Here is a 21,048-nt window from a genome sequence, read left to right as displayed (position 1 = left end):
CGGGAGACGCCCGGCGCCCGTTGGGTGGGCAGGCCGGCAGGACGACGTGGTCGGGTCAGCGGCGAGGGGCGCTGCGCCGGTCCGCGCCCACCGCGAGCGCTCCCCCGACCAGCCCGCCGAGCACCGCCAGCGCGAAGGCCGTCAGGAGCCGCACGGTGCCGTCGCCCCCCAGGAACGAGATGAACCCGTCACCCGAGACCGTGTCGGGCGACGAGGTCACGACGACGAGGACGAGCCCGAGGAGCGCGCCCACCAGCGCACCCGCCGTGATGAACGCGCCGAACTTCGGGGCACGACGCACGGTCGCGGGGACGGCGACGCGCTCGAGCTCGGACTCGTCGGGCACCGCGGACTCGTCCGACACTGCGCCGTCGGGCTGCAGCCGCTGCGCACCCGTCGTCGGGGCGGCGTTGTCGGCCGACGTGGGGCCGTCGGTCGCAGCGGGGCCGTCGGTCGCGGCGGGACCGTCGGCCGCGGCGGGACCGTCGGCCGCGGCAGGGCTGTCGGTCGCGGCAGGGCCGTCGGTCGGCTCGTCGGGCAGGGTCACGCCCCGATGGTAGCCACCGCCTCGCCGTCTGCTCAGCGCGGGGTCAGCGCGGTCGGGCGGCCTGCAGCGGGAGGTAGGCCGTGAGGTCGGCGCGTTCGCCGGACGCGCGCACGCGACCCGAGGCGACCGCGTCGGCCCAGGACAGGGTCCCGGTCGCGAGGGACAGCCACGTCTGCGGGTCGGTCTCGACGACGTTGGGCGGGGTGCCGCGCGTGTGCCGCGGTCCCTCGACGGCCTGGACCGCGGCGTCGGGCGGGACGCGCACCTCGACGGTGTGCCCGGGGGCGACGTCGGCCAGCTCCTCGAGCGTGAAGCGCACCGCGGTGCGGCGAGCCGGCGTGGGGACGCCCGACGGGTCGGCGCGCCAGACGGCGAGCGCGGCGCGGCCGTCGGCCGGCTCGGTGCGACGACGGGGCGGCATGCCCCGATCATGCCGCAGCGACGGTCGGCGGTGCCCCGGTCAGCGCCGGGCGCCGCGCTGCTGGCGGTGGTGCTCGACCGTGATCCGCTTCCACCGCGCGCGCTCCTGGGCAGCGAGCCGCGCGTCGGACCGCCGTTCCTGGAACGCCGCCTCGCGCATGAGCCGGCGCCAGCTGTCGAGGCGTCGCTCGGCGAGCTCACCCGACTCGAGCGCCGCACGCACCGCGCAGCCCGGTTCGGTCCCGTGCGCGCAGTCGGCGAACCGGCAGCGCGCGGCGAGCTCCTCGACGTCGGCGAACGTGACCTCGAGCGCCGCGGCATCGGCCACGAGACCCACCCCGCGCAGGCCCGGGGTGTCGATCAGCACCGCACCACCCGGCAGTGCGACGAGCTCACGGTGCGTCGTCGTGTGCCGACCGCGACCGTCCGCACGACGCTCCGCGGTCGCCATGACCTCCGACCCGGCTAGCGCGTTGACGAGCGTGGACTTGCCCGCGCCCGAGGGACCGACGACGACGAGCGTCACGCCCGGGCCCAGCAGCGCCCGCACCGGCTCGAGACCCTCGCCCCGCACCGCACTGACGGCGTGCACGTCGACGCCGATCGCCACCCCGGCCACCTCGGCGGCCATGCCGTCCGGGTCGGGCACGAGGTCGGCCTTCGTGAGCACGACCACCGGCGTGGCCCCCGATCGCCACGCGAGCGTCAGCAGCCGCTCGACGCGCCCGAGGGACGGGTCGGGGTCGAGGTGCTCGGCCACGAGCACCACGTCCACGTTCGCCGCGAGGGTCTGGACGTCCGACGTGGCGCCCGCGGTGTCGCGGACGAGCGCCGTGCGGCGGTCCCGCGCGAGCGTGACGTGCGGGGCGCCGTCGGCACGTTCGCCGACCTCGAGCCAGTCCCCGACCGCGGCCGGCCGCCGGGTGCCGTCCGCGAACGGTACGAGGCCGTCGCGGTCGAGGTCGACGCGGAGCACGCCCGCGTCGTGAGCATGGAGGTCATCGAGGTGATTGCCGTCGCCGGTGCCGGTGCCGCGACCGGGCAGCACGCTGACGGCGCCTCGGTCGACGCGAACGACCCGCGCCACCGCGACGCGCGGGTGCTCGGGCACACCACCGTCCGCAGGAGCCGCGTCACCGCGCGCGCCCGTCGTCGCGTCGTTCCTCGTCGCGTCGTTCGCCGCGTCGTCTGTCATGCCGCGACGGTAGGTCGGTGCACCGGCGGCGGGCCACGGAATTATCTCCGCGACAGCGCACCGCCGACGCCCGTCCCGGTGCTACCCGAAGTACGCCGGCAGCGTCCGCGTGAACGCCTCGCGGGCCTCGCCGAGCGGCAGGGTGAACAGGCCCTGCACCTCGACCGCAGGCTCGTGCGAGTGGTCGCCGTCGTCGGTGGCCGCCGAGCCGAGGCCCGCACCGGCACCCGGGACGCAGGAGTCGGTCGTCACGCCGATCCGGATGACCGGGACACCGCGCGAGGTCGCCAGGTCGGCGAAGCGGACCTCCTCGGTGCGGGGAACGGCCACGAGGACGCGAGCGGTCGACTCCGAGAACAGCGCCTCGAACGGCGTCACGTCGTCGCGCACGAGCAACGGCTCGAGGTCGACGCTCACGCCGACCCCGTACCGCAGGCTCGACTCGACGAGCGCCTGCGCGAGGCCGCCCTCCGAGAGGTCGTGCGCGGCGTCGACCAGCTCGTCGCGGCTCGCGCGCACGAGCACCTCGCCGAGCCGGCGCTCGGCGGCAAGGTCCACGCGCGGCGGCAGTCCGCCGAGGTGTCCGTGCACGACGTCGGCCCAGGCGGACCCGTCGAGCTCGCCGCGCGTCGTGCCGAGCAGGTAGACGCTCTGGCCGGCGGTCGTCCAGCCGGACGGGGTCGCGTCGGCGACGTCGTCGATCACGCCGAGCACCCCGACGACCGGCGTCGGGTGGATCGCGGAGTCGATGCGGCCCGGTTCGCCCGTGCCGTTGTAGAGGGACACGTTGCCGCCGGTCACGGGCACGCCGAGGACCTGGCACGCGTCGGCCAGCCCGCGGATGGCCTCGACGAGCTGCCACATCGAGTCGGGGTGCTCGGGGCTGCCGAAGTTGAGGCAGTCCGTGACCGCGAGCGGCCGCGCGCCGACCGTCGCGACGTTCCGGTACGCCTCCGCGAGCGCGAGCTGCGCACCAGTGTAGGGGTCGAGCTTGGCGTAGCGACCGTTCGCGTCCGTCGCGAGCGCGACACCGAGCCCCGTGGTCTCGTCGACCCGGACGACGCCGCCGTCGTCGGGCTGTGCGAGCGCCGTGTTGCCCTGCACGTACCGGTCGTACTGGTCGGTGACCCACGACTTCGACGAGAGGTTCGGCGACGCCAGCAGGCGCAGGACCGTCTCCCGCAGCTCGTCGGCCGTCGCCGGGCGCGCGGCCCGCGCGGCGCCGTCGGGCCCCGAGATCGTGTCCGCGTTGAGGCCGTCCTGCCAGGCCGGTCGCGCGTACGGGCGGTCGTAGACCGGGCCCTCGTGCGCGACGGTCTTGGGGTCGACGTCGACGATCTTCTCGCCGTGGTGGTGGATGACGAGGCGGCCCGTGCCCGTGACCTCGCCGATCACCGCGGACTCGACATCCCACTTCGTGGTGATCGCGAGGAACGCGTCGAGCTTGTCGGGCGTGACGACCGCCATCATGCGTTCCTGCGACTCTGACATGAGGATCTCGCCGGCCGTCAGCGTCGGGTCGCGGAGCAGGACCGTCTCGAGGTCGACCTCCATGCCGCCCTCACCGTTCGACGCGAGCTCGCTCGTCGCGCAGGAGATGCCCGCCGCGCCCAGGTCCTGGATGCCCTCGACGACGCGCGCCGCGAACAGCTCGAGGCAGCACTCGATGAGGACCTTCTCCATGAACGGGTCGCCCACCTGGACGCTCGGACGCTTGGACGGCTTGGTGTCGTCGAACGTCTCGCTCGCGAGGATCGACGCACCGCCGATGCCGTCGCCGCCCGTCCGGGCCCCGAACAGGACGATCTTGTTGCCGATGCCCGACGCGTTCGCGAGGTGGATGTCCTCGTGGCGCAGCACGCCCAGGCACAGCGCGTTGACCAGCGGGTTGCCCTGGTACGACGCGTCGAACACGAGCTCGCCGCCGATGTTCGGCAGCCCGAGGGAGTTGCCGTAGCCGCCGACGCCGGACACCACGCCGTGCACGACGCGCGCGGTGTCGGGGTGGTCGATCGCGCCGAACCGCAGCTGGTCCATGACCGCGACCGGGCGCGCACCCATCGAGATGATGTCGCGGACGATCCCGCCGACGCCCGTGGCCGCACCCTGGTACGGCTCGACGTAGCTCGGGTGGTTGTGCGACTCGACCTTGAACGTGACCGCCCAGCCGTCGCCGATGTCGACGACTCCCGCGTTCTCGCCGATGCCGACGAGCAGGTGCTTCTTCATCTCGGGGGTCGTCTTGTCGCCGAACTGGCCGAGGTGGGTCTTGCTCGACTTGTAGGAGCAGTGCTCCGACCACATGACGGAGTACATGGCGAGCTCGGCGGCCGTGGGGCGGCGCCCGAGGATGTCGCGGATCCGCTGGTACTCGTCGGGCTTGAGACCGAGCGCGGCGAACGGCTGCTCGAGGTCGGGGGTCGCGGCGGCGTTCTCCACGGTGTCGGACACGTGCCCCGACGGCCGGGAAGCAGAAGCAGCGGAGGCGGTGCGGGGCTCGGTGGTCATCGGTTCCCTCAGGCAGGCTCTGGCGTGCGCGTCGTCCGTCGGCAGACGACTCCAGGTTACCGGCGGTCACCGGGGCCGGACGTCGACGCCCGCCCACCGGACGATCACCGGACGATCGCCGGGTGATCGCCGGGTGACGCAGCGATGCGGCGACGAGGGGGCTGATCCGTGCAGCGCCCGAGTCGCTACCGTTCGTGGGTGGAGACGACAGCCCTGAGGATCGGCAGCCCCCGGGCACGACGCCGTTCGAGGCCGGGTGCGCCGCTCTGCGCGACGGTCGTCGTCCTGGTCGGCGTGCTGCTCACCGGGTGCACGGTGGCCAGCGGCTCGACCCCGACCCCCGGCACGCCGCACGCGAGCGCGACGCCGTCCACCGGGTCTCCGTCGCCGTCCGCGTCGGCCCCTGCCGAGGCCGCGCCCGGGACCGATGCGCCACTCACGTCGGGCACCCTCGCGCTCACGCTCCGGGCCGACCGGCCGACCCTCACCCCGCAGCCCGACGGATCAGTCCAGGCGAGCATCCCGCTGCCCGCCGAGCTCCCGGCGGACGCAGCCCAGCTCACCGCCCCGCCGGGCACGACGTTCGAGGTGCAGCTCGACGGGTCGGTCGTCGTGCACGACGCCGCGGGGGCGTTCGCCGGTGGGCTCGCGAGCCCGACGGCGACGACCGACGACGGGACGCTCGTGCGCGCACGGTTCGAGGCGGCGGGCACCCAGCGGCTGCGCGTCGTCGTCTCCCGCGCGCTGGTCGGCTCCACGGTCGCCACGTCGGGCACGGCGACCGTGTGGTTCGGCACGGCCCTGGTCACGAGGGCCACCTGGGGTGAGCGCGAGGGAGGGCGGTCGCTCGCGGTCGACCCGACCCCGTGGGCGCGCGCGGGCGGGCTCGCCGCCCAGGACGCGACGTGGGCGGCCGTCGTCGCGCTCGCGCCGGACGCCGACACGACCGCGATGCACGACCAGTTCCTGTGCCACGCGCTCGGCGCGGCCGACAAGGCGACGTGGAACCTCGAGCCGTGGCGGCCCGACGTCGGTTCGATGGCCACCCTCGTGGCACGCTGCAACCCGACCTGACCGACCCGACAGACCGACCCGACAGACCGAGGAAGAGCCGACGATGACGTCGACCGAACGCGAGATCACCGAGCCCGTCGACCTCTGCCTGTCCTCGGGCCGGCTGAACCGGGCGGCCGTCGGCTGGACCCGTAGCCCGCTGCACCGCACCGCGGTGACCGGGTGGGGCCGGACGAAGCGGTGGGAGTACTGGGGAGTCGTCACGCCGACCCACGTGATCGCCCTCACGGTCGCCGATCTCGACTACGCCGCGCAGCACCAGGTGTGGGTGCTCGACCGCGTCACGGGCGTCGAGGTGGACACCGTCGCGGTCGTGCCGCTCGGGCGCGGGGTCGTGCTGCCCGCGAGCAGCGGCGGCGGGCCGGTGCGGGCCCACGCGAAGGGACTCGACATCACGATCGACGACGGCGACCTCGGCACCCGGTTGCGCGCGGCGACCGGGCGGGTCGAGGTTGACCTCGTCGCGAGCGTGCCGGAGGGGCACGAGTCGCTCGGCGTCGTCGTGCCGTGGTCGGACCGGCTGTTCCAGTACACGCTCAAGGACGTCGCGCGGCCCGTGTCCGGGACGCTCGTCGTCGACGGGGTCCGCCACGACGTCCCGGCCGACGCATCCTGGGCCGTCCTCGACCACGGCCGAGGACGCTGGCCGTACTCGATGTCATGGAACTGGGGTGCGGGCAGCGGCACGGTCGACGGGCTGGTCGTCGGCGTGCAGGTCGGCGGGCGCTGGACCGACGGGACCGGGTCGACCGAGAACGCGCTGCTCGCGGGCGGCCGGCTGCACAAGTGCTCCGACGAGCTCGTGTGGGAGTACGACCGCGCCGACTGGCTCGCGCCGTGGCACGTCCACGACCAGGCCCGCGAGCGCGTCGACCTCACCTTCACGCCGTTCCACGAGCGCGCATCGCGGATGAACCTGCTCGTCGTGGCCGCCGAGACGCACCAGTGCTTCGGCACCTGGACGGGTTGGATGGCCGACGACGCGGGCACGCGCGTGCGGGTCGACGGCGTGACGGGCTGGGCCGAGGAGGCGCGCAACCGGTGGTGAGCGCGCGCTAGACCGGCTGGGTCGGCTCAGGCTGCTCGGCCGACTTGGCCGGCTCGGTCGGCTCGGTCGGCTCGGTCAGCTGCGTGACCGTGCGCGCCCGCAGCTCGTCGGCGAAGCCCCCGAGCAGCATGTCGAGGCGCTGCGGTCGGCGTTCGACCGGCACTGCGTCGATCTCGACCGCCGCGTCGTCGTCCAGGTCGACGGCCCCCTCGGCAGCCGGCGGCGTCGGCGCAGGACCGACAGGCGACCGCGCGACGACGCGCCAGTCCAGGGTCGCCCGCACCAGTCGCGCGTAGACGTGCGCGTCGACGGGGTCCCGCAGCCACGCGTCGGCCGCGTCGGCGACCTGGCGTGCGAGGCGATCGATCTCGTTGTCCACAGCGTCCTCCGGCTCAGGTCCCCGGATCGTAGTTCAGGCGCTGTAGTTCACCCGAACGGTTGCATGTCACCCGAACGGGTGTGATGGTCGTCACACGACGAGGATGTCGTGCGGCGCGTGGAGCGCCCGGTGTCCCTCGTGCCGACACCGACGACAAGGACTCAACGATGAGACTCCGCACCGTCCTGGCAGCCACCGCATCGACCTGCCTCCTGATCGCGCTCGCCGGACCGGCCGTGGCCGGCAGCTCCGGCGGACAGCATCCGCCCACCGGCACCGACTCGCTGACCCGGGCGGACCGTGCGGACCTCCAGCGGTGGGCGACCGACACCTGGGCCTCGTTCGCGGCGATGACCGACGAGAGCACCGGCCTCCCGGCCGACAACATCAACGCCGACCTGTCCGCGGCGTCGCGGTCCGGGTACACCTCGCCGACCAACATCGGTGCGTACCTGTGGAGCACCGTCGTCGCGGAGAAGCTCGGCATCATCGGCCACCGCGAGGCACACACCCGGCTCGACCGGACCCTGACGACCCTGTCCACCATGGAGCGCCACCAGCCGAGCGGGATGTTCTACAACTGGTACGACGAGGCCACGGGCGCCAAGCTCACGACGTTCCCGAGCGGCGAGCACGTCGACCCGTTCCTCTCGAGCGTCGACAACGGCTGGTTCGCGGCGGCTCTCATGGTCGTGCGCAACGCCGAGCCGTCGATGCGCAGGCAGGCCGACGCGCTGCTCGCCGGGATGGACTTCGGCACCTTCTACGACGCGAACCAGTTCGGCGGGACCCGTCCGGGCATGGTGCGCGGCGGCTTCTGGGTCGATCCGCCGGCGCAGAACGCCTGCCCGGGGACCCTGCCCGACGGCACCCCGGTGCAGTTCACTTGCAACCACTACGACATCCTCGACTCCGAGCCTCGCATCGTGACGTACATCGGCGTCTCCCGCGGCGAGATCCCGCCCGCCGCGTACTTCGGGACCTACCGCACGTTCCCGGCCAGCTGCGACTGGTCGTGGCCCGAGCAGCGCCCGGTCGGCGAGACCCGCAGCTACATGGGCCTCGACGTGTTCGAGGGCGCGTTCACGTACCGCGGCATGCACATCGTGCCCACGTGGGGCGGGACGATGTTCGAGGAGCTCATGCCCGACCTGTTCGTGCCCGAGTCGAGCTGGGGCCCGGCGAGCTGGGGGGTCAACCACCCGCTCGCGGTCCGCGCGCAGATCGAGCACGGCCTGAACGACGCCGGCTACGGCTACTGGGGCTTCTCCCCCGCGAGCAACCCGTTCGGCGGCTACAGCGTGTACGGCGTCGACGAGATCGGGATGGACCCGGGCGGGTACCCGTCCGACATCGAGGGCACCAACGTCGACAAGGGCTACGAAGGATGCCGCGACGCGACCAACCCGACCCCGACGTTCGGCGACGGCGTCGTCACGCCGCACGCGTCGTTCCTCGCGCTGCCGTACGCCCCCCGCGCCACGGTCGACAACCTGCGCGGCATCGAGGACACCCTCGGCGCCTACGGTGCGGGCGGCTTCTACGACTCCGTGGCGACCCGCAGCGGCACCGCGGCCGAGCGCTACCTGTCGCTCGACCAGGGCATCATCATGGGCTCGCTCGGCAACGTGCTCGGCAACGGTCTGCTGCACGACGCGTTCACCAAAGGTGCGGTCGAGCAGACCGTGAAGCCGCTGCTCGCCCTCGAGCAGTTCGGGTCCGGGCTCGTCGCTGCACCGACACCCTGACGCACTGACGCTCTGACGACGCCGACGGGCGCGGCACTCTCCCCGGAATCCTTGGGGTGGGTGCCGCGCCCGTCGGCGTGCCGGTCAGCGCTTGCCGAGCAGCTTCTCCGCGAGCGGTGCGTCGTCCGATGCGCGCTGCGCCCGGTAGTACGCGCGGGCCTCGTCCTGCCGCTCGGCCTCGACGCCGGTCGCGATCGTCGAGCGCAGGTGCTCGGGTCCGTACCCGAAGGCGTCGACCAGGTCCTGCGCGTGCGGGCGCAGGCGGGTCAGGAGGCGGTCGATGTACGACGTGACGGTCCGCGCCCGCCCGGCCGACAGCCGGCCGTTGATGAGGTACCACGCGAGGTTGCGCTCGATCGCGACGAGGCCGAACAGGTCCCGCAGCCACGTCATGACACGCCGCGTGCCCGGGTCCTCGATGGTCTCGAGCGCCGCGGTGAACGCCTCCCACTGGATGACCTCGGCGTGCGCACGGGCGGTCTCGATGAGCTCGTGCTGGTGCACGTCGAACAGGGCGGCGGCCGTCTCGCGGGTCGACCGTGTCGCGGGGCGCAGCGCCTGGGCGACCTCGGCGACCATCGCGTCGACGCGCTCGTGCAGGAGCGCCCGCTGGGTGTCGGCCTCCCGCAGCTGGCCGGCGGACCGGCGCACGCGCCCGCCGTCGGACAGGGTCTGCACGGCGCGCAGCAGGGGCGTGCGGTGCAGGGCGGCGTCGGCGGCCCGGCCCGCGACGTAGCGCGCGACCCCACCCGCGTCGACGTCCTTGAACTCCCGCGAGTAGTCGGCGAGCAGGCGCTTCGCGACGAGCTGGAGCAGGACGGTGTTGTCGCCCTCGAACGTGACGAACACGTCGAGGTCGGCACGCAGCCCGACGAGCCGGTTCTCGGCGATGAACCCCGCGCCGCCGCACGCCTCGCGCGCTGTCTGCAGGGCGTCGAGCGCGAGCCACGTCGACTTCGGCTTGAGCGCCGCGGCGATGGTCTCGAGGTCCGCGCGGGACCCCTCGGTGTCGTCACGCCCCGAGAAGACGGTGTCGAACTGGGCGAGCAACCCCTCGTGCGCGAACGCCGAGGCGTAGGTCTCGGCGAGCAGGGGCAGCAGGCGCCGGCGGTGCTCGGCGTAGTCCATGAGGACGACCTCGTCGGTGTCCGAGGCGCCGGTGAACTGCCGGCGCTGGTTCCCGTAGGTGACCGCGATGGCGAGCGCGACCTTGCTGACGTTGACCGCCGCGCCGTCGAGCGAGACGCGGCCCTGGACGAGCGTGCCGAGCATCGTGAAGAAGCGTCGGCCCGGGCTCGCGATGGGCGACGAGTACGTGCCGTCGGGCGCGACGTCGCCGTAGCGGTTGAGCAGGTTGGCGCGCGGCACGCGGACGTGGTCGAAGTGCAGGCGGCCGTTGTCGATGCCGTTGAGCCCGCCCTTGAGGCCGTCGTCCTCGCCGCCGACGCCGGGCAGGAACTCGCCCGTCGCCGCGTCGCGGAGGGGCACGTAGACGGCGTGGACGCCGCGGTTGACCGAGCGCCCACCGGGGCCGTCGGGGGTGATGAGCTGGGCGAACACGACCGCCGCCGTGCCGTGCAGGGCCGCGTTGCCGAGGTACTCCTTCCACGCCGCGCGGAACGGCGTGTGGATGACGATCTCCTGCGTCGCGGCGTCATAGGTCGCGGTCGTCGAGACGGACGCGACGTCCGAGCCGTGCCCCGTCTCGGTCATCGCGAAGGCACCCGGGACCGCGACGGACATCGCGTCGGGCAGCAGGCGCTCGTGGTGGTCGGCCGTGCCGAGGTGCAGGATCGCCGACGCGAACAGCCCCCACTGGACACCCGCCTTGATCTGCAGCGAGGGGTCCGCGACGATCAGCTCCTCGAAGCGCGAGATGCTGCCGCCGTGGTCGTCCCGGCCACCGAGCGCCGTCGGGAACGCGCGCAGCACGTCGCCCTCGGACGCCAGGAGTCGCAGCTGCTCGAGGACGCGGGCCCGGTGCTCGGCGACCGGCTGGCCCTCGATGCGCTGGAAGCGGGGGTCGCCCGCGAGGGCGCGAGCGCCGCGGCGCATCTCGGCGTACGGGCCCAGCAGGGTCCGCGCGAGGGCCTCCACGTCGACCCGCGGCTCAGGGGTGCGGGCGGCCGGGCGGCTGTGCGTCGGACGTTCGGTCGTGGTGGTCATCGGGTCTCCTCGGTCGGGTGGTCGGAGCTTCGTCGCAGCGATCGTCGGCGGGGCGGGGGGTTGGATCGGATCGGGTCAGGGGTGGTCGGGGGGTGCGAGGTCCGGGAGCCCGGCGTCGGCGGTGAAGGCCGAGGCGGACAACGGACCGCCGAGCGGCTCGTCGGTGGGCGCCCGGCCCCGGTCGCGGGCGAGCAGCCCGACGGGTCCGGCCCAGAGCCAGGCGGCGACCTGCGCGGTGAGGGCCTCACGGGTCGGAGCGCCCGGGGCGTCGCGGTGGGCCAGCCACCACTCGCCGGCCCCCCGCACGAACCCGACCGCTCCGGCTGCCCAGACCTCGGCGAGCGCGGTGTGGCCGGAGTCGCCGGCTGGGGGCTGGACGGACGCGTCGCCGACGTCGACCCGCAGCGCCGTGCCGTCGTCGTGGGTGAGGCCGCGTGCGAACGGCGCCGCGACGAGCGCGGTCACCGAGTCGAGGAAGTGCCCGAGCGGGCCGCCCGACTCGACCGAGCCGTCGCGGGTCACGAACGCGTAGACGTTGGGCGAGGACTCGATCATCTCGAGGTACACCGCGACCATGGCGCGCAGGCCGTCCCGCGGGGTCGGGGCGACGCGCAGCACACCCTCGAGGGCGCCCCGGATCTGCAGCACGACGGCCTCGGCGACCGCGATCTGCAGCCCGGTCTTGTCGGCGAAGTAGCGGTAGACGATCGACTTCGAGGTGCCCGCCGCGGCCGCGATCTCCTCCATGGACACGTCCGGTCCGTGGTGGTGGACCGTCCGGCGCGCGATCCGCACGAACTCGGCCCGGCGGCTCTCGCGGTGGTCGGCCCACCGGGTGGCGCGGCCGTCGACGGCGTCGTCCCGGTGCGTGGTCAGCCCGAACGCGTCGCTCGGCGAGCGGGGGGATGAGGTGGAGGACGGGCTGGCGGCCGCACCCATGGCGACAGCACCGCTCGCGGTCGACCGCGGCGGCAGGTTGTCCGTCGGCGTCGACGGTCCGGGTGTGACGGGGCTCACGAAACCGAAGGTATCAGGTACTGTGGGTTTCGGGTATACCAGAGATCGAGAGCCGCAACCCGGGACCGAAGTCCCGTTCTGCGATCGTGATCACGGCGAGATCCGTGAACCGCTGCGCAACGACGCGAGAGGAACACCATGGCAGTCACCCCGACCGCAGGCTCCACCGAGGCCTCCCCGGGAGCCCCACGGCTGCCCCGGCGCGCCGTCGTCCTCGGCGGGAACCGCATCCCGTTCGCCCGCTCGGGCGGCGCGTACACGCGCGCCAGCAACAAGGACATGCTCACCGCGGCGCTCGACGGCCTCGTCGCGCGGTTCGGCCTGCAGGGCGATGTCATCGGAGAGGTCGCCGCCGGCGCGGTGCTCAAGCACAGCCGCGACTTCAACCTCACGCGCGAGTGCGTGCTCGGCTCGGCGCTCGCCAACGAGACCCCGGCCTACGACCTGCAGCAGGCGTGCGCGACCGGCCTCGAGACGGTCGTCGGGCTCGCGAACAAGATCCGCCTCGGCCAGCTCGAGTCGGCGATCGCGGGCGGCGTCGACTCGACGTCCGACGCGCCCATCGCCGTGAGCGACCGGCTCCGCGGCGTGCTGCTCGACCTCTCGCGCGCCAAGACCACGGTGCAGAAGCTCGCGGCCGTCGCGCGCATCCGGCCGCAGGACCTCGCGCCGTCGGCCCCCAACACGTCCGAGCCCCGCACCGGCCTGTCCATGGGCGAGCACCAGGCGATCACGACCGCGCAGTGGGACATCACCCGCGAGGCGCAGGACGAGCTCGCGCTCGCGAGCCACCAGAACCTCGCGAAGTCCTACGACACCGGGTTCTTCGACGACCTGGTCACCCCGTTCCGCGGCCTCGTGCGCGACTCGAACCTGCGGGCCGACTCCTCGCTCGAGAAGCTCGCCAAGCTCAAGCCGACGTTCGGCCTCAAGCTCGACAAGCCCGCGACGATGACGGCCGGCAACTCGACCCCGCTGACCGACGGTGCCTCGGCGGTCCTCGTCGCGTCCGACGAGTGGGCCGCCGCCCACGACCTGACCCCGCTCGCGGTCGTCGTCGACGCCGAGGCTGCAGCCGTCGACTTCGTCCACGGGGTCGACGGGCTGCTCACCGCGCCGGTCTTCGCCGTCCCGCGCCTGCTGGCCCGCAACGACCTGACGCTCGACGACATCGACTACTTCGAGATCCACGAGGCGTTCGCGTCGACCGTCCTCGTGTCGCTCGCCGCCTGGGAGTCCGACGAGTTCTGCCGGACCCGGCTCGGGCTCGACGGCGCGCTCGGCACGATCGACCGCGCCAAGCTCAACGTGCACGGCGGCTCGCTCGCGGCCGGCCACCCGTTCGCCGCGACGGGCGGACGCATCGTTGCGACGATCTCCAAGGAGCTCGCGCGGCGCAAGGCGGCCAACGGCGACGACCGCCCGGTCCGCGCCCTCATCTCCGTCTGCGCAGCGGGCGGCATCGGCGTGACAGCGATCCTGGAGGCAGCGTGACCGACACCTACCTGAACCTCGTCAACTCGGGGTTCACGAAGAAGATCGCCCAGCAGCTCGGGCTCCCGCGGCCCGCGGTCCTGCGCCGGTACCGACCGGGGCAGCCGCTCCTCGACGGTCCCGTGCTCGTGCTCGGTACGGGTGCCGACGCCGACACGGTCGCGCGCATCCTGTCCGGCACCTCGGGCCCGGGCTCGACCGGCGCGACGGCCAGCACGCCGACCGGGACCCGCGGCGCCGACGGCGTCATCGACCTGGCGTCGACCATCCCCGGCTGGGACCTCGACGTCCGCCGCGACCCCGCGGCGGGTGACCGGTACGCCGCCGTGGTGCTCGTGCTCACCGAGGTCGCGCACCCCGACGACCTCGCCGGGCCGGTGCTCGCGCTCGGCTCGGTCCTCAAGGCGCTGCCCGCGCACGCGCGCATCGTGACGATCTCGCGGCCCGCGACGGCCGACGAGGGCCCCGCGACCGCTGCCGCCCGGCAGGGCATCGACGGGATCCTGCGCTCGGTCGCCAAGGAGCTGCGCGCCGGCGCGACCGGCAACGGCGTCGTCGTGGCCGACGGTGTCCCGGTGACGGCTCCGAGCGTGCTCGGCGCGCTGCGGTTCTTCCTGTCGACGCGCTCGGCGTTCGTCGACGGGCAGCTCCTCGACGTCGACACCGACGGCGGCGCGCTCCCGCTCGACTGGGAGCGTCCGCTCGACGGCCGGGTCGCGGTCGTGACCGGCGCGGCCCGGGGCATCGGCGCTGCGATCGCGGCGACCCTCGCGCGGGACGGTGCGACGGTCGTCGCCGTCGACGTCCCCGCCGCGGGCGAGCAGCTTGCGGCCGTCGCCAACCGCGTCCGCGGGACGGCCCTGCAGCTCGACGTCACCGCGCCCGACGCCGGGACGCGCATCCTCGAGCACGCCCTCGCGCGGCACGGGCGGCTCGACATCGTCGTGCACAACGCGGGGATCCTGCGGGACAAGCTCCTCGCGAACATGACCCCCGACCGGTGGGACTCGATCATCGCCGTGAACATCGCCGCGCAGCTGCGGATCAACGAACAGCTGCTCACGTCGGGCGACTTCACGAACGAGCCCCGGATCGTGGCCCTGGCCTCGACGTCGGGCATCGCGGGCAACCGCGGCCAGACCAACTACGCGGCCTCCAAGGGTGGCGTCATCGGCATGGTCCGCGCGACGGCACCGCTGCTCACGGCGTTCGGCGGGACGGCCAACGCCGTCGCCCCCGGGTTCATCGAGACCGACATGACCGCGAAGATCCCGCCGGTGATGCGTCAGATCGCGCGGCGCGCCAACTCGCTCCAGCAGGGCGGGCAGCCGATCGACGTCGCCGAGACGGTCGCGTTCCTCGCGTCGCCGCAGGCCGGCGGCGTCGTCGGGCACGTGCTGCGGGTCTGCGGGCAGAACCTGGTCGGTCAGTGACCTCCGCCCCCGCGGCGGCGGACCGCGCGCTCGTCGAGGTCGTCCTGCCCGGCGTCCCCGGGCTCGGCGGGCTGTACGCGCGCGGGGTCGCGACCTCCGCCCGGCTCGCCGCGGCGGCTCGGGCGGGTCGCGCGCCGCGCACGCTGCCCGACGTCGCGTACGTCGTCGCGGGCGTCCGCGGGGAGGCCGACCACCTGACGGCGTACCAGCACCTGCTCGGCGAGAGCGCGTCCGACGTGCTGCCCGCGGGGTTCGTGCACGCCCTGGCTTTCCCCGTCGCGACGGCGATCATGGTCCGGCCCGACTTCCCGCTGCCCCCCGCCGGCATGATCCACCTGGCCAACCACGTGACGCAGCTGCGGCCCGTCTCGCTCGGCGAGGTCCTCGACGTCCGGGCGTTCGCGCAGAACCTGGCGCCGCACCGGCGGGGCACGCAGGTCGAGCTCGTGACCGAGGTGCGGGTCGCGGGGCCCGGCCACGACGTGTCGGCCGGGCCGGTCGCGTGGCGCGGGGTCTCGACGTACCTCGCGAAGGGCGTGCGGCTCGGGTCCGACCGCGTGGCCGACGACGACGGCGCCGACGATCGTGCTCCATTCGTCCCGCCGGTCCCCACAGGTCAGTGGCGGCTCGCCGCCGACACCGGTCGCCGGTACGCCGCCGTCTCCGGCGACCGCAACCCGATCCACCTGTCGGCGCTCACGGCGAAGGCGCTCGGGTTCCCGCGGGCGATCGCGCACGGGATGTACACGGCGTCGCGCGCGCTCGCCGTCGTCGGCGCCGCCCGCGGCGACGCGTTCACCTGGTCCGTCGAGTTCGCCAAGCCGGTGCTGCTGCCGGGGACCGTGACCGTGCGGATCGCGCCCGACGGGACGGGTGCGTACGACGTGGCGGGCTGGAACGCGAGCTCGCGGAAGCCCCACCTCACCGGCCGGGTGACGCCACTCGCGTGACGCGCGAGCCCGGTACCGTGCACGGGTGAGCGTCGACAGCCCGGAGGCCAGCGCGGCCCCGGCGCGCACCGTCGCGGTCGCGCTCCTGGTTGCCGGCGCTGGGCTCGTCCTTGTCGCCGTCGCCCTGCGGGCCGCCGGCGGCCTGGACCTGGCCGACGCGGGCACCACACCGGGCGACCTCGTCGAGCACGGCCGGCTCGCGGGCGCTCGCAGCACGGTGGCGTTCGTCGCCGGCGCGGGTCTGGTCTGGATCGGATACTGGGAGCTCGGGGCGCCCCGAGGACATGGGCTCGCCCGTCGGGCCCTGGTGCTCTCGCTCGGCGTCCTCGCTGTCGGGGTGCTGCAGGGGCTGTGGGTCGTCGTCGCGGTGTCCGCGCTCACGGCGACGGTGTGCGGCGCTCGGTCGCGCACCCCGCGTGTCGACGGGCGCGTCACACCGCTGCTGTGAGCACCTCGGCTCCGGGGGGCGGCCCTGAGCTCTCCCGGATGACCAGGTGCGGGGTCGCGCGCCAGACACGTGGCGCAGACCCCGTCCGTATCAAGGACTCGAGCTGGGCGAACGCGCGGCGGCCCAGATGGTCGAAGTCCTGAACGACGGTCGTGAGCGACGGCGTCCACATCGCTGCGTAGGGCTGGTCGTCGAAGCCGACCACGCTGACGTCGTCGGGTACCGCGCGGCCGGCCTCGCCGAGCGCGCGCATGAGTCCGATCGCCAGCTCGTCGTTCCCGCACAGCACCGCCGTGACCTCGGGGTCGGCAGCCAGCTGTCTACCGACGTCGTACCCGGACGCCGGGTCGTAGCCCGCGTCCAGCCGCGCGGGCACGGGCGCGCCCGCGGCCACGAGGGCGCGCTGCCAGCCGAGCTCGCGGCCGACCCGGCCCGACATCGGCGGGATCGCGAGGTGATGCACGGTCCGATGGCCGAGCTCCAGCAGGTAGTTGGTCGCCGCGGTCGCCGCCGCCTGGTCGTCGAGGTACGCGCGTGGGTGCCGGTTCGACCGGCGGCGCGCGCTCCCGACCGAGACGGTGGGGATGCTCAGGGGCAACGCCTCGGACACCGCGACGCCGACCTGGTCGAACTCGAGAACGACCACGCCGGCGACCGACTGGCCGAGGACCTTGTCGATCGCGGCCTGCTGCGCGGCCGGGTCGGCTGACTCCACGACGACGACCACCACGATGTACCCGGCATCGCGGGCGGATGCCTCGATGCCCTTCATCGTCTGGGCGTACCCGTAGCGCGTGGTGTCGACCGCGACGATGGCGATCATCGACCGATGCCCGCTCACGAGCGCGCGGGCTGCGGCGTTGGGTCGGTAGCGCAGCGCCTCGATCGCCGCGTGCACGAGCGCGCGCTTCTCCTCGCTCACCGGGACCGATCCGGTCAGCACACGGGAGACCGTCGGGACCGACACACCGGCGACGCGCGCGACGTCAGCGATGACGGGTCGACGCTCGACCGGGTTGTTCACAGGACGACCCTACTTTCGGTTGTGCGAGGCGCCGGACCACGACGCGCACGACCCCGACGACCACGGACCTCCCCGCTGGTCGGGCATGACAGAGCGCAGCTCGGTGGCCTTCGCGCCGTTATGAAACCGCTATCAGTCAGGACGACCGTACCCCTTGCGCAGTCGCCTGATCAACGGTTTCATGGAGCGCGTAGCAACGACGCGCGCACTCCACGGCCTCGCTGGCGAGCTCCGTGCAGCACCGTCCGTCACCCGTCAATGTCGACGCGTATGGATTCCCAGGAGGAGTCGTGTCCAACCAGAATTCCGAGCCGATCTCAGGCTCTGTCCCCTCAGCCTTCATCTCGTCATTCGCATCGAGCCCCATCAGCAGGCGAACGATGCTCATGGGCACGATGGGCGCCGCGGCATTCGCCGCGCTCGCCGCGTGCGGTTCGGGTTCCACGTCGAGCTCCACCGGAGGTGCCAGCGCCGGCTCGAAGGCGAGCGGCGTCGTCACCTTCGGCTCGAACCAGTCGGACGCGGTGCCGAAGCAGGCGTACGCCGACATCATCTCGGCCTACCAGGCGCAGAGCAACGGCGTCACCGTCACCACGAACACGGTCGACCACAACACCTTCCAGGAGAACATCAACAACTACCTCCAGGGCTCTCCGGACGACGTGTTCACGTGGTTCGCCGGGTACCGGATGCGCTTCTTCGCCGAGCAGGGCCTCGCCGGTGACATCAGCGACGTGTGGGGCAACATCTCCGGGCAGTCCGACGCGATGAAGGGCGCATCCACGGGGAGCGACGGCAAGCAGTACTTCGTGCCGTTCACCACGTACCCGTGGGCCGTCTTCTACCGCCCGAGCGTCTTCACGGCGAAGGGCTACACGGTCCCGAAGACCATGGACGACTTCTACACGCTGTCGGCCCAGATCAAGAAGGACGGTCTGGTGCCGCTCGCCTTCGCGGACAAGGACGGCTGGCCCGCCATGGGCACGTTCGACCAGCTCAACCTGCGCCTCAACGGCTACGACTTCCACGTGAGCCTGATGGCGGGCAAGGAGTCGTGGACGGACCAGAAGGTCAAGAACGTCTTCGACGCGTGGCGCAAGCTCCTCGAGGTGTCGCAGCCCGACTCGCTCGGCCGCACCTGGCAGGAGGCGGCGCAGTCGCTGCAGAAGGGCGAGTCCGCGACCTACGTGCTCGGCATGTTCGTGGGCCAGCAGTTCACCGCCGGCGCCGACCGTGAGGACCTGGACTTCTTCACGTTCCCCGAGATGGACTCGAACATCGGGACCGGCGCGATCGAGGCCCCGATCGACGGCTTCATGATGGCGAGCAAGCCCAAGAACCCGGCTGGCGCGAAGGACCTCCTGACCTACCTCTCGAGCGCCAAGGCGCAGGAGGTGTACGTCAAGGGCGACCCGACCGTCATCGCCACCAACAGCGGTGCGGACACCTCGACGTACACGAGCCTGCAGAAGAAGGCGGTCGACTTCATCGGCAGTGCCAAGAACATCTCGCAGTTCATGGACCGCGACACGCGCCCCGACTTCGCGTCGACCGTGATGATCCCCGCGATCCAGACCTTCATCGGCAACCCGTCCGACGTCGATGGACTCGTGAACAGCATCGAGAGCCAGAAGAAGTCGATCTTCGCCTCGTGACGAGGCGCCGAGACGAGGGTCACCATGTCTGAGAGGTCCGTACAGGTTCCCTCCCCGACCACGGCGCGTCGCGCGGGCAGAGCTGTTCTGCCCGCGCGGCGCGGCCCGCGCGGGCGGAGACGCAGCACCGCCGACCGGATCACCATCGTCCTGATGGTCGCGATCCCGAGCATCGTGGTGGTCGGGTTGATCTGGTTGCCGGCGATCTCGTCGGTCATTCTCTCGTTCACGAAGTGGAACGGGATCGGGAACATCAGCGCCGACGACTTCATCGGGCCGACCAACTACCGGAACGTCGCGACCAACTACCCGCCGTTCTGGCCGGCCATGACCCACAACCTCATCTGGCTCACGGTCATGTTCCTGGTGGCGACGCCGTTCGGGATGTTCCTGGCCGTGCTCCTCGACAAGGAGATCCGCGCCACTCGCGTCTACCAGATGGCCCTGTACATGCCGGTGGTCCTCTCCCTCGCCCTGATCGGCTTCATCTGGCAGCTGATCTTCTCGAAGGACAACGGGCTGCTCAACGCCGTCACGGGCAGCGGCATCGACTGGTTCGGTGACCAGAGGTACAACCTGTGGGCCGCTCTCGTGGCCACCTCGTGGCGCCAGGTCGGCTACATCATGCTGCTGTACCTGGCGGGTCTGAAGGCCGTGGACCAGTCGCTCCGCGAGGCTGCGGCGATCGACGGCTGCTCCGAGTCGAAGGCCTTCTTCCGCGTGATCTTCCCGGTCATGCGGCCCATCAACATCATCATCCTGGTGGTCACGTTCATCGAGTCGCTCCGCGCGTTCGACCTCGTCTGGATCATCAACAAGGGACGCAACGGCCTCGAGCTCATCTCGACGCTCGTGACGCAGAACGTCGTCGGGGAGGCGAGCCGGATCGGCTTCGGCTCGGCGCTCGCGACCGTGATGCTGCTGATCAGCTCGGTCTTCATCACCATCTACCTGCGCGTCGTCATGAGGGTGGACCGATGAGCACCGTCGCACTCGACCCGTCGCGGGCCACCGGCCCCGCACCGGCAGTCCGGCACAAGGCGACGACCCCCGGTCGTCGACTGCTGCACGTCTTCCTCGTCGTGGTCGCGGCAGCCTGGCTGTTCCCGGTCCTGTGGGCGCTCTACAACAGCTTCCGCGACTACCACTACACCGCGCTGCACGGCTACGCGTCGTTCGGCGGCTTCACCGTGGGGAACTTCACGAACGCGTGGAAACAGGGTGACTTCACCAAGCACTTCCTGAACTCCGCGATGATCACCATTCCCGCGGTGTTCCTGACGCTCCTGCTCTCGTCGATGGTGGCGTTCGTGGTGGCCCGGTTCAGCTACCGGTTCAACCTGGCCCTGCTCGGGATGTTCACCGCAGCCAACCTGCTCCCCCCGCAGGCCCTGCTCATCCCGATCTACCGGATGTTCCGCGCCGTCCCGGTGCCTGCGTGGATCAACGACTCGGGCACGCTCCTCAACAGCCTGTGGGGCCTGATCGCGATCAACACCGCGTTCCAGACGGGGTTCTGCGCGTTCGTCCTCAGCAACTACATGAAGACGATCCCGATGGAGCTCTACGAGGCCGCCGACGTCGACGGCGCGAGCGTCCTGCGGCAGTGGTGGCAGCTCACGCTCCCGCTGTGCCGGCCACCGCTGGCTGCCCTCGCCACCCTCGAGGTCACCTGGATCTACAACGAGTTCTTCTGGGCTACCGTCCTGCTGCAGAGCGGTGACAAGTTCCCGATCACGAGCTCGCTCAACAACCTCCAGGGGCAGTTCTTCACCGACTTCAACCTGCTCTCGGCGGGGTCGATCATCGTGGCGCTGCCCACCCTGATCGTGTTCTTCCTCCTCCAGAGGCAGTTCGTCTCCGGGTTGACCATGGGGTCGACGAAGGGCTGACGCCCGACCGGCGCCGCGGGCGCAGCCACCACCGCCGTCATCCGTCATCA

18 protein-coding genes are annotated in these 21,048 nt (G+C 72.5%); 10 read left to right on the top strand and 8 right to left on the bottom strand.

Features of this window, described 5'->3' with window-relative positions; translation table 11 throughout:
* Nucleotides 1–55: 55 nt before the first annotated feature.
* From DDP54_RS09250 to purL, 4 genes are all read right to left on the bottom strand, one after another.
* Nucleotides 56–547 carry a histidine kinase gene (locus DDP54_RS09250; RefSeq protein ID WP_242448312.1) on the bottom strand — a complete coding sequence of 164 codons (492 nt, stop codon included), beginning with the start codon at nt 545–547 and terminating at the stop codon, nt 56–58.
* 43 nt (nt 548–590) lie between these two features.
* Entirely contained in the window at nt 591–968 is a 378-nt protein-coding gene (locus DDP54_RS09245) for a sterol carrier family protein (RefSeq protein WP_109131491.1), read from the bottom strand.
* A gap of 39 nt (nt 969–1,007) precedes the next feature.
* Nucleotides 1,008–2,162, bottom strand: coding sequence for a ribosome small subunit-dependent GTPase A (rsgA, locus tag DDP54_RS09240; protein ID WP_109131490.1), 1,155 nt, complete (start codon nt 2,160–2,162; stop codon nt 1,008–1,010).
* 81 nt (nt 2,163–2,243) lie between these two features.
* On the bottom strand, nt 2,244–4,670 hold the full coding sequence (gene purL, locus DDP54_RS09235; RefSeq protein WP_109131489.1) for a phosphoribosylformylglycinamidine synthase subunit PurL: 2,427 nt from the start codon (nt 4,668–4,670) through the stop codon (nt 2,244–2,246).
* Between the two features lie 198 nt (nt 4,671–4,868).
* Here purL and DDP54_RS18400 point away from each other — a divergent pair, with 198 nt between their 5' ends.
* Both DDP54_RS18400 and DDP54_RS09225 read left to right on the top strand, forming a co-directional pair.
* A complete protein-coding gene (locus tag DDP54_RS18400; protein WP_197711356.1) occupies nt 4,869–5,744 on the top strand; it encodes a DUF2599 domain-containing protein in 876 nt (291 codons plus the stop codon).
* Between the two features lie 43 nt (nt 5,745–5,787).
* Nucleotides 5,788–6,792 carry a DUF2804 domain-containing protein gene (locus tag DDP54_RS09225; protein WP_109131488.1) on the top strand — a complete coding sequence of 335 codons (1,005 nt, stop codon included), beginning with the start codon at nt 5,788–5,790 and terminating at the stop codon, nt 6,790–6,792.
* Between the two features lie 7 nt (nt 6,793–6,799).
* On the opposite strand, the gene DDP54_RS09220 is transcribed toward DDP54_RS09225, so the two are convergent.
* On the bottom strand, nt 6,800–7,171 hold the full coding sequence (locus DDP54_RS09220) for a hypothetical protein (protein ID WP_109131487.1): 372 nt from the start codon (nt 7,169–7,171) through the stop codon (nt 6,800–6,802).
* 167 nt (nt 7,172–7,338) lie between these two features.
* On the opposite strand from DDP54_RS09220, the gene DDP54_RS09215 reads away from it, so the two are divergent.
* Nucleotides 7,339–8,919, top strand: a complete 1,581-nt coding sequence (locus DDP54_RS09215) for a glucoamylase family protein (protein ID WP_109131486.1) — start codon at nt 7,339–7,341, stop codon at nt 8,917–8,919.
* Between the two features lie 84 nt (nt 8,920–9,003).
* Here the strand turns inward: DDP54_RS09215 and DDP54_RS09210 are convergent, their stop codons facing one another.
* Nucleotides 9,004–11,085 carry an acyl-CoA dehydrogenase gene (locus DDP54_RS09210; RefSeq protein ID WP_109131485.1) on the bottom strand — a complete coding sequence of 694 codons (2,082 nt, stop codon included), beginning with the start codon at nt 11,083–11,085 and terminating at the stop codon, nt 9,004–9,006.
* A 75-nt stretch (nt 11,086–11,160) separates the two neighbouring features.
* Nucleotides 11,161–12,102, bottom strand: coding sequence for a TetR/AcrR family transcriptional regulator (locus DDP54_RS09205; protein WP_347338508.1), 942 nt, complete (start codon nt 12,100–12,102; stop codon nt 11,161–11,163).
* Nucleotides 12,103–12,240: 138 nt separating this feature from the next.
* On the opposite strand from DDP54_RS09205, the gene DDP54_RS09200 reads away from it, so the two are divergent.
* The 4 genes from DDP54_RS09200 to DDP54_RS09185 are packed head-to-tail and all read left to right on the top strand — an operon-like array spanning nt 12,241 to nt 16,427.
* A complete protein-coding gene (locus DDP54_RS09200; RefSeq protein ID WP_109131484.1) occupies nt 12,241–13,596 on the top strand; it encodes an acetyl-CoA C-acetyltransferase in 1,356 nt (451 codons plus the stop codon).
* Nucleotides 13,593–15,029 carry a 3-oxoacyl-ACP reductase gene (locus DDP54_RS09195; protein ID WP_109131483.1) on the top strand — a complete coding sequence of 479 codons (1,437 nt, stop codon included), beginning with the start codon at nt 13,593–13,595 and terminating at the stop codon, nt 15,027–15,029. Before DDP54_RS09200 ends, DDP54_RS09195 begins: the two co-directional genes overlap by 4 nt.
* Nucleotides 15,026–15,979: a MaoC/PaaZ C-terminal domain-containing protein gene (locus DDP54_RS09190; RefSeq protein WP_109131482.1), complete on the top strand. Its 954-nt coding sequence runs from the start codon at nt 15,026–15,028 to the stop codon at nt 15,977–15,979. Before DDP54_RS09195 ends, DDP54_RS09190 begins: the two co-directional genes overlap by 4 nt.
* 25 nt (nt 15,980–16,004) lie before the next feature.
* Nucleotides 16,005–16,427: a hypothetical protein gene (locus tag DDP54_RS09185; RefSeq protein ID WP_109131481.1), complete on the top strand. Its 423-nt coding sequence runs from the start codon at nt 16,005–16,007 to the stop codon at nt 16,425–16,427.
* On the opposite strand, the gene DDP54_RS09180 is transcribed toward DDP54_RS09185, so the two are convergent.
* Complete coding sequence (locus tag DDP54_RS09180) at nt 16,411–17,451, bottom strand: substrate-binding domain-containing protein (protein WP_109131480.1); 1,041 nt, start codon at nt 17,449–17,451, stop codon at nt 16,411–16,413. The two genes, DDP54_RS09185 and DDP54_RS09180, sit on opposite strands and share 17 nt — an antisense overlap.
* A 386-nt stretch (nt 17,452–17,837) precedes the next feature.
* Between DDP54_RS09180 and DDP54_RS09175 the strand changes: the two genes are divergently transcribed.
* From DDP54_RS09175 to DDP54_RS09165, 3 genes are all read left to right on the top strand, one after another.
* On the top strand, nt 17,838–19,106 hold the full coding sequence (locus DDP54_RS09175) for an ABC transporter substrate-binding protein (protein ID WP_242448311.1): 1,269 nt from the start codon (nt 17,838–17,840) through the stop codon (nt 19,104–19,106).
* A 153-nt stretch (nt 19,107–19,259) separates the two neighbouring features.
* Nucleotides 19,260–20,087 (top strand): sugar ABC transporter permease, encoded by an 828-nt coding sequence (locus DDP54_RS09170; protein WP_242448310.1) that lies wholly within the window; start codon nt 19,260–19,262, stop codon nt 20,085–20,087.
* Nucleotides 20,084–20,998, top strand: a complete 915-nt coding sequence (locus DDP54_RS09165) for a carbohydrate ABC transporter permease (protein ID WP_109131477.1) — start codon at nt 20,084–20,086, stop codon at nt 20,996–20,998. Before DDP54_RS09170 ends, DDP54_RS09165 begins: the two co-directional genes overlap by 4 nt.
* Nucleotides 20,999–21,048 lie beyond the last annotated feature (50 nt).

This window comes from Cellulomonas sp. WB94, from assembly GCF_003115775.1.
In the GTDB taxonomy this organism is placed as follows: domain Bacteria; phylum Actinomycetota; class Actinomycetes; order Actinomycetales; family Cellulomonadaceae; genus Cellulomonas_A.
This window is presented reverse-complemented; position numbering and strand designations above follow the sequence as displayed.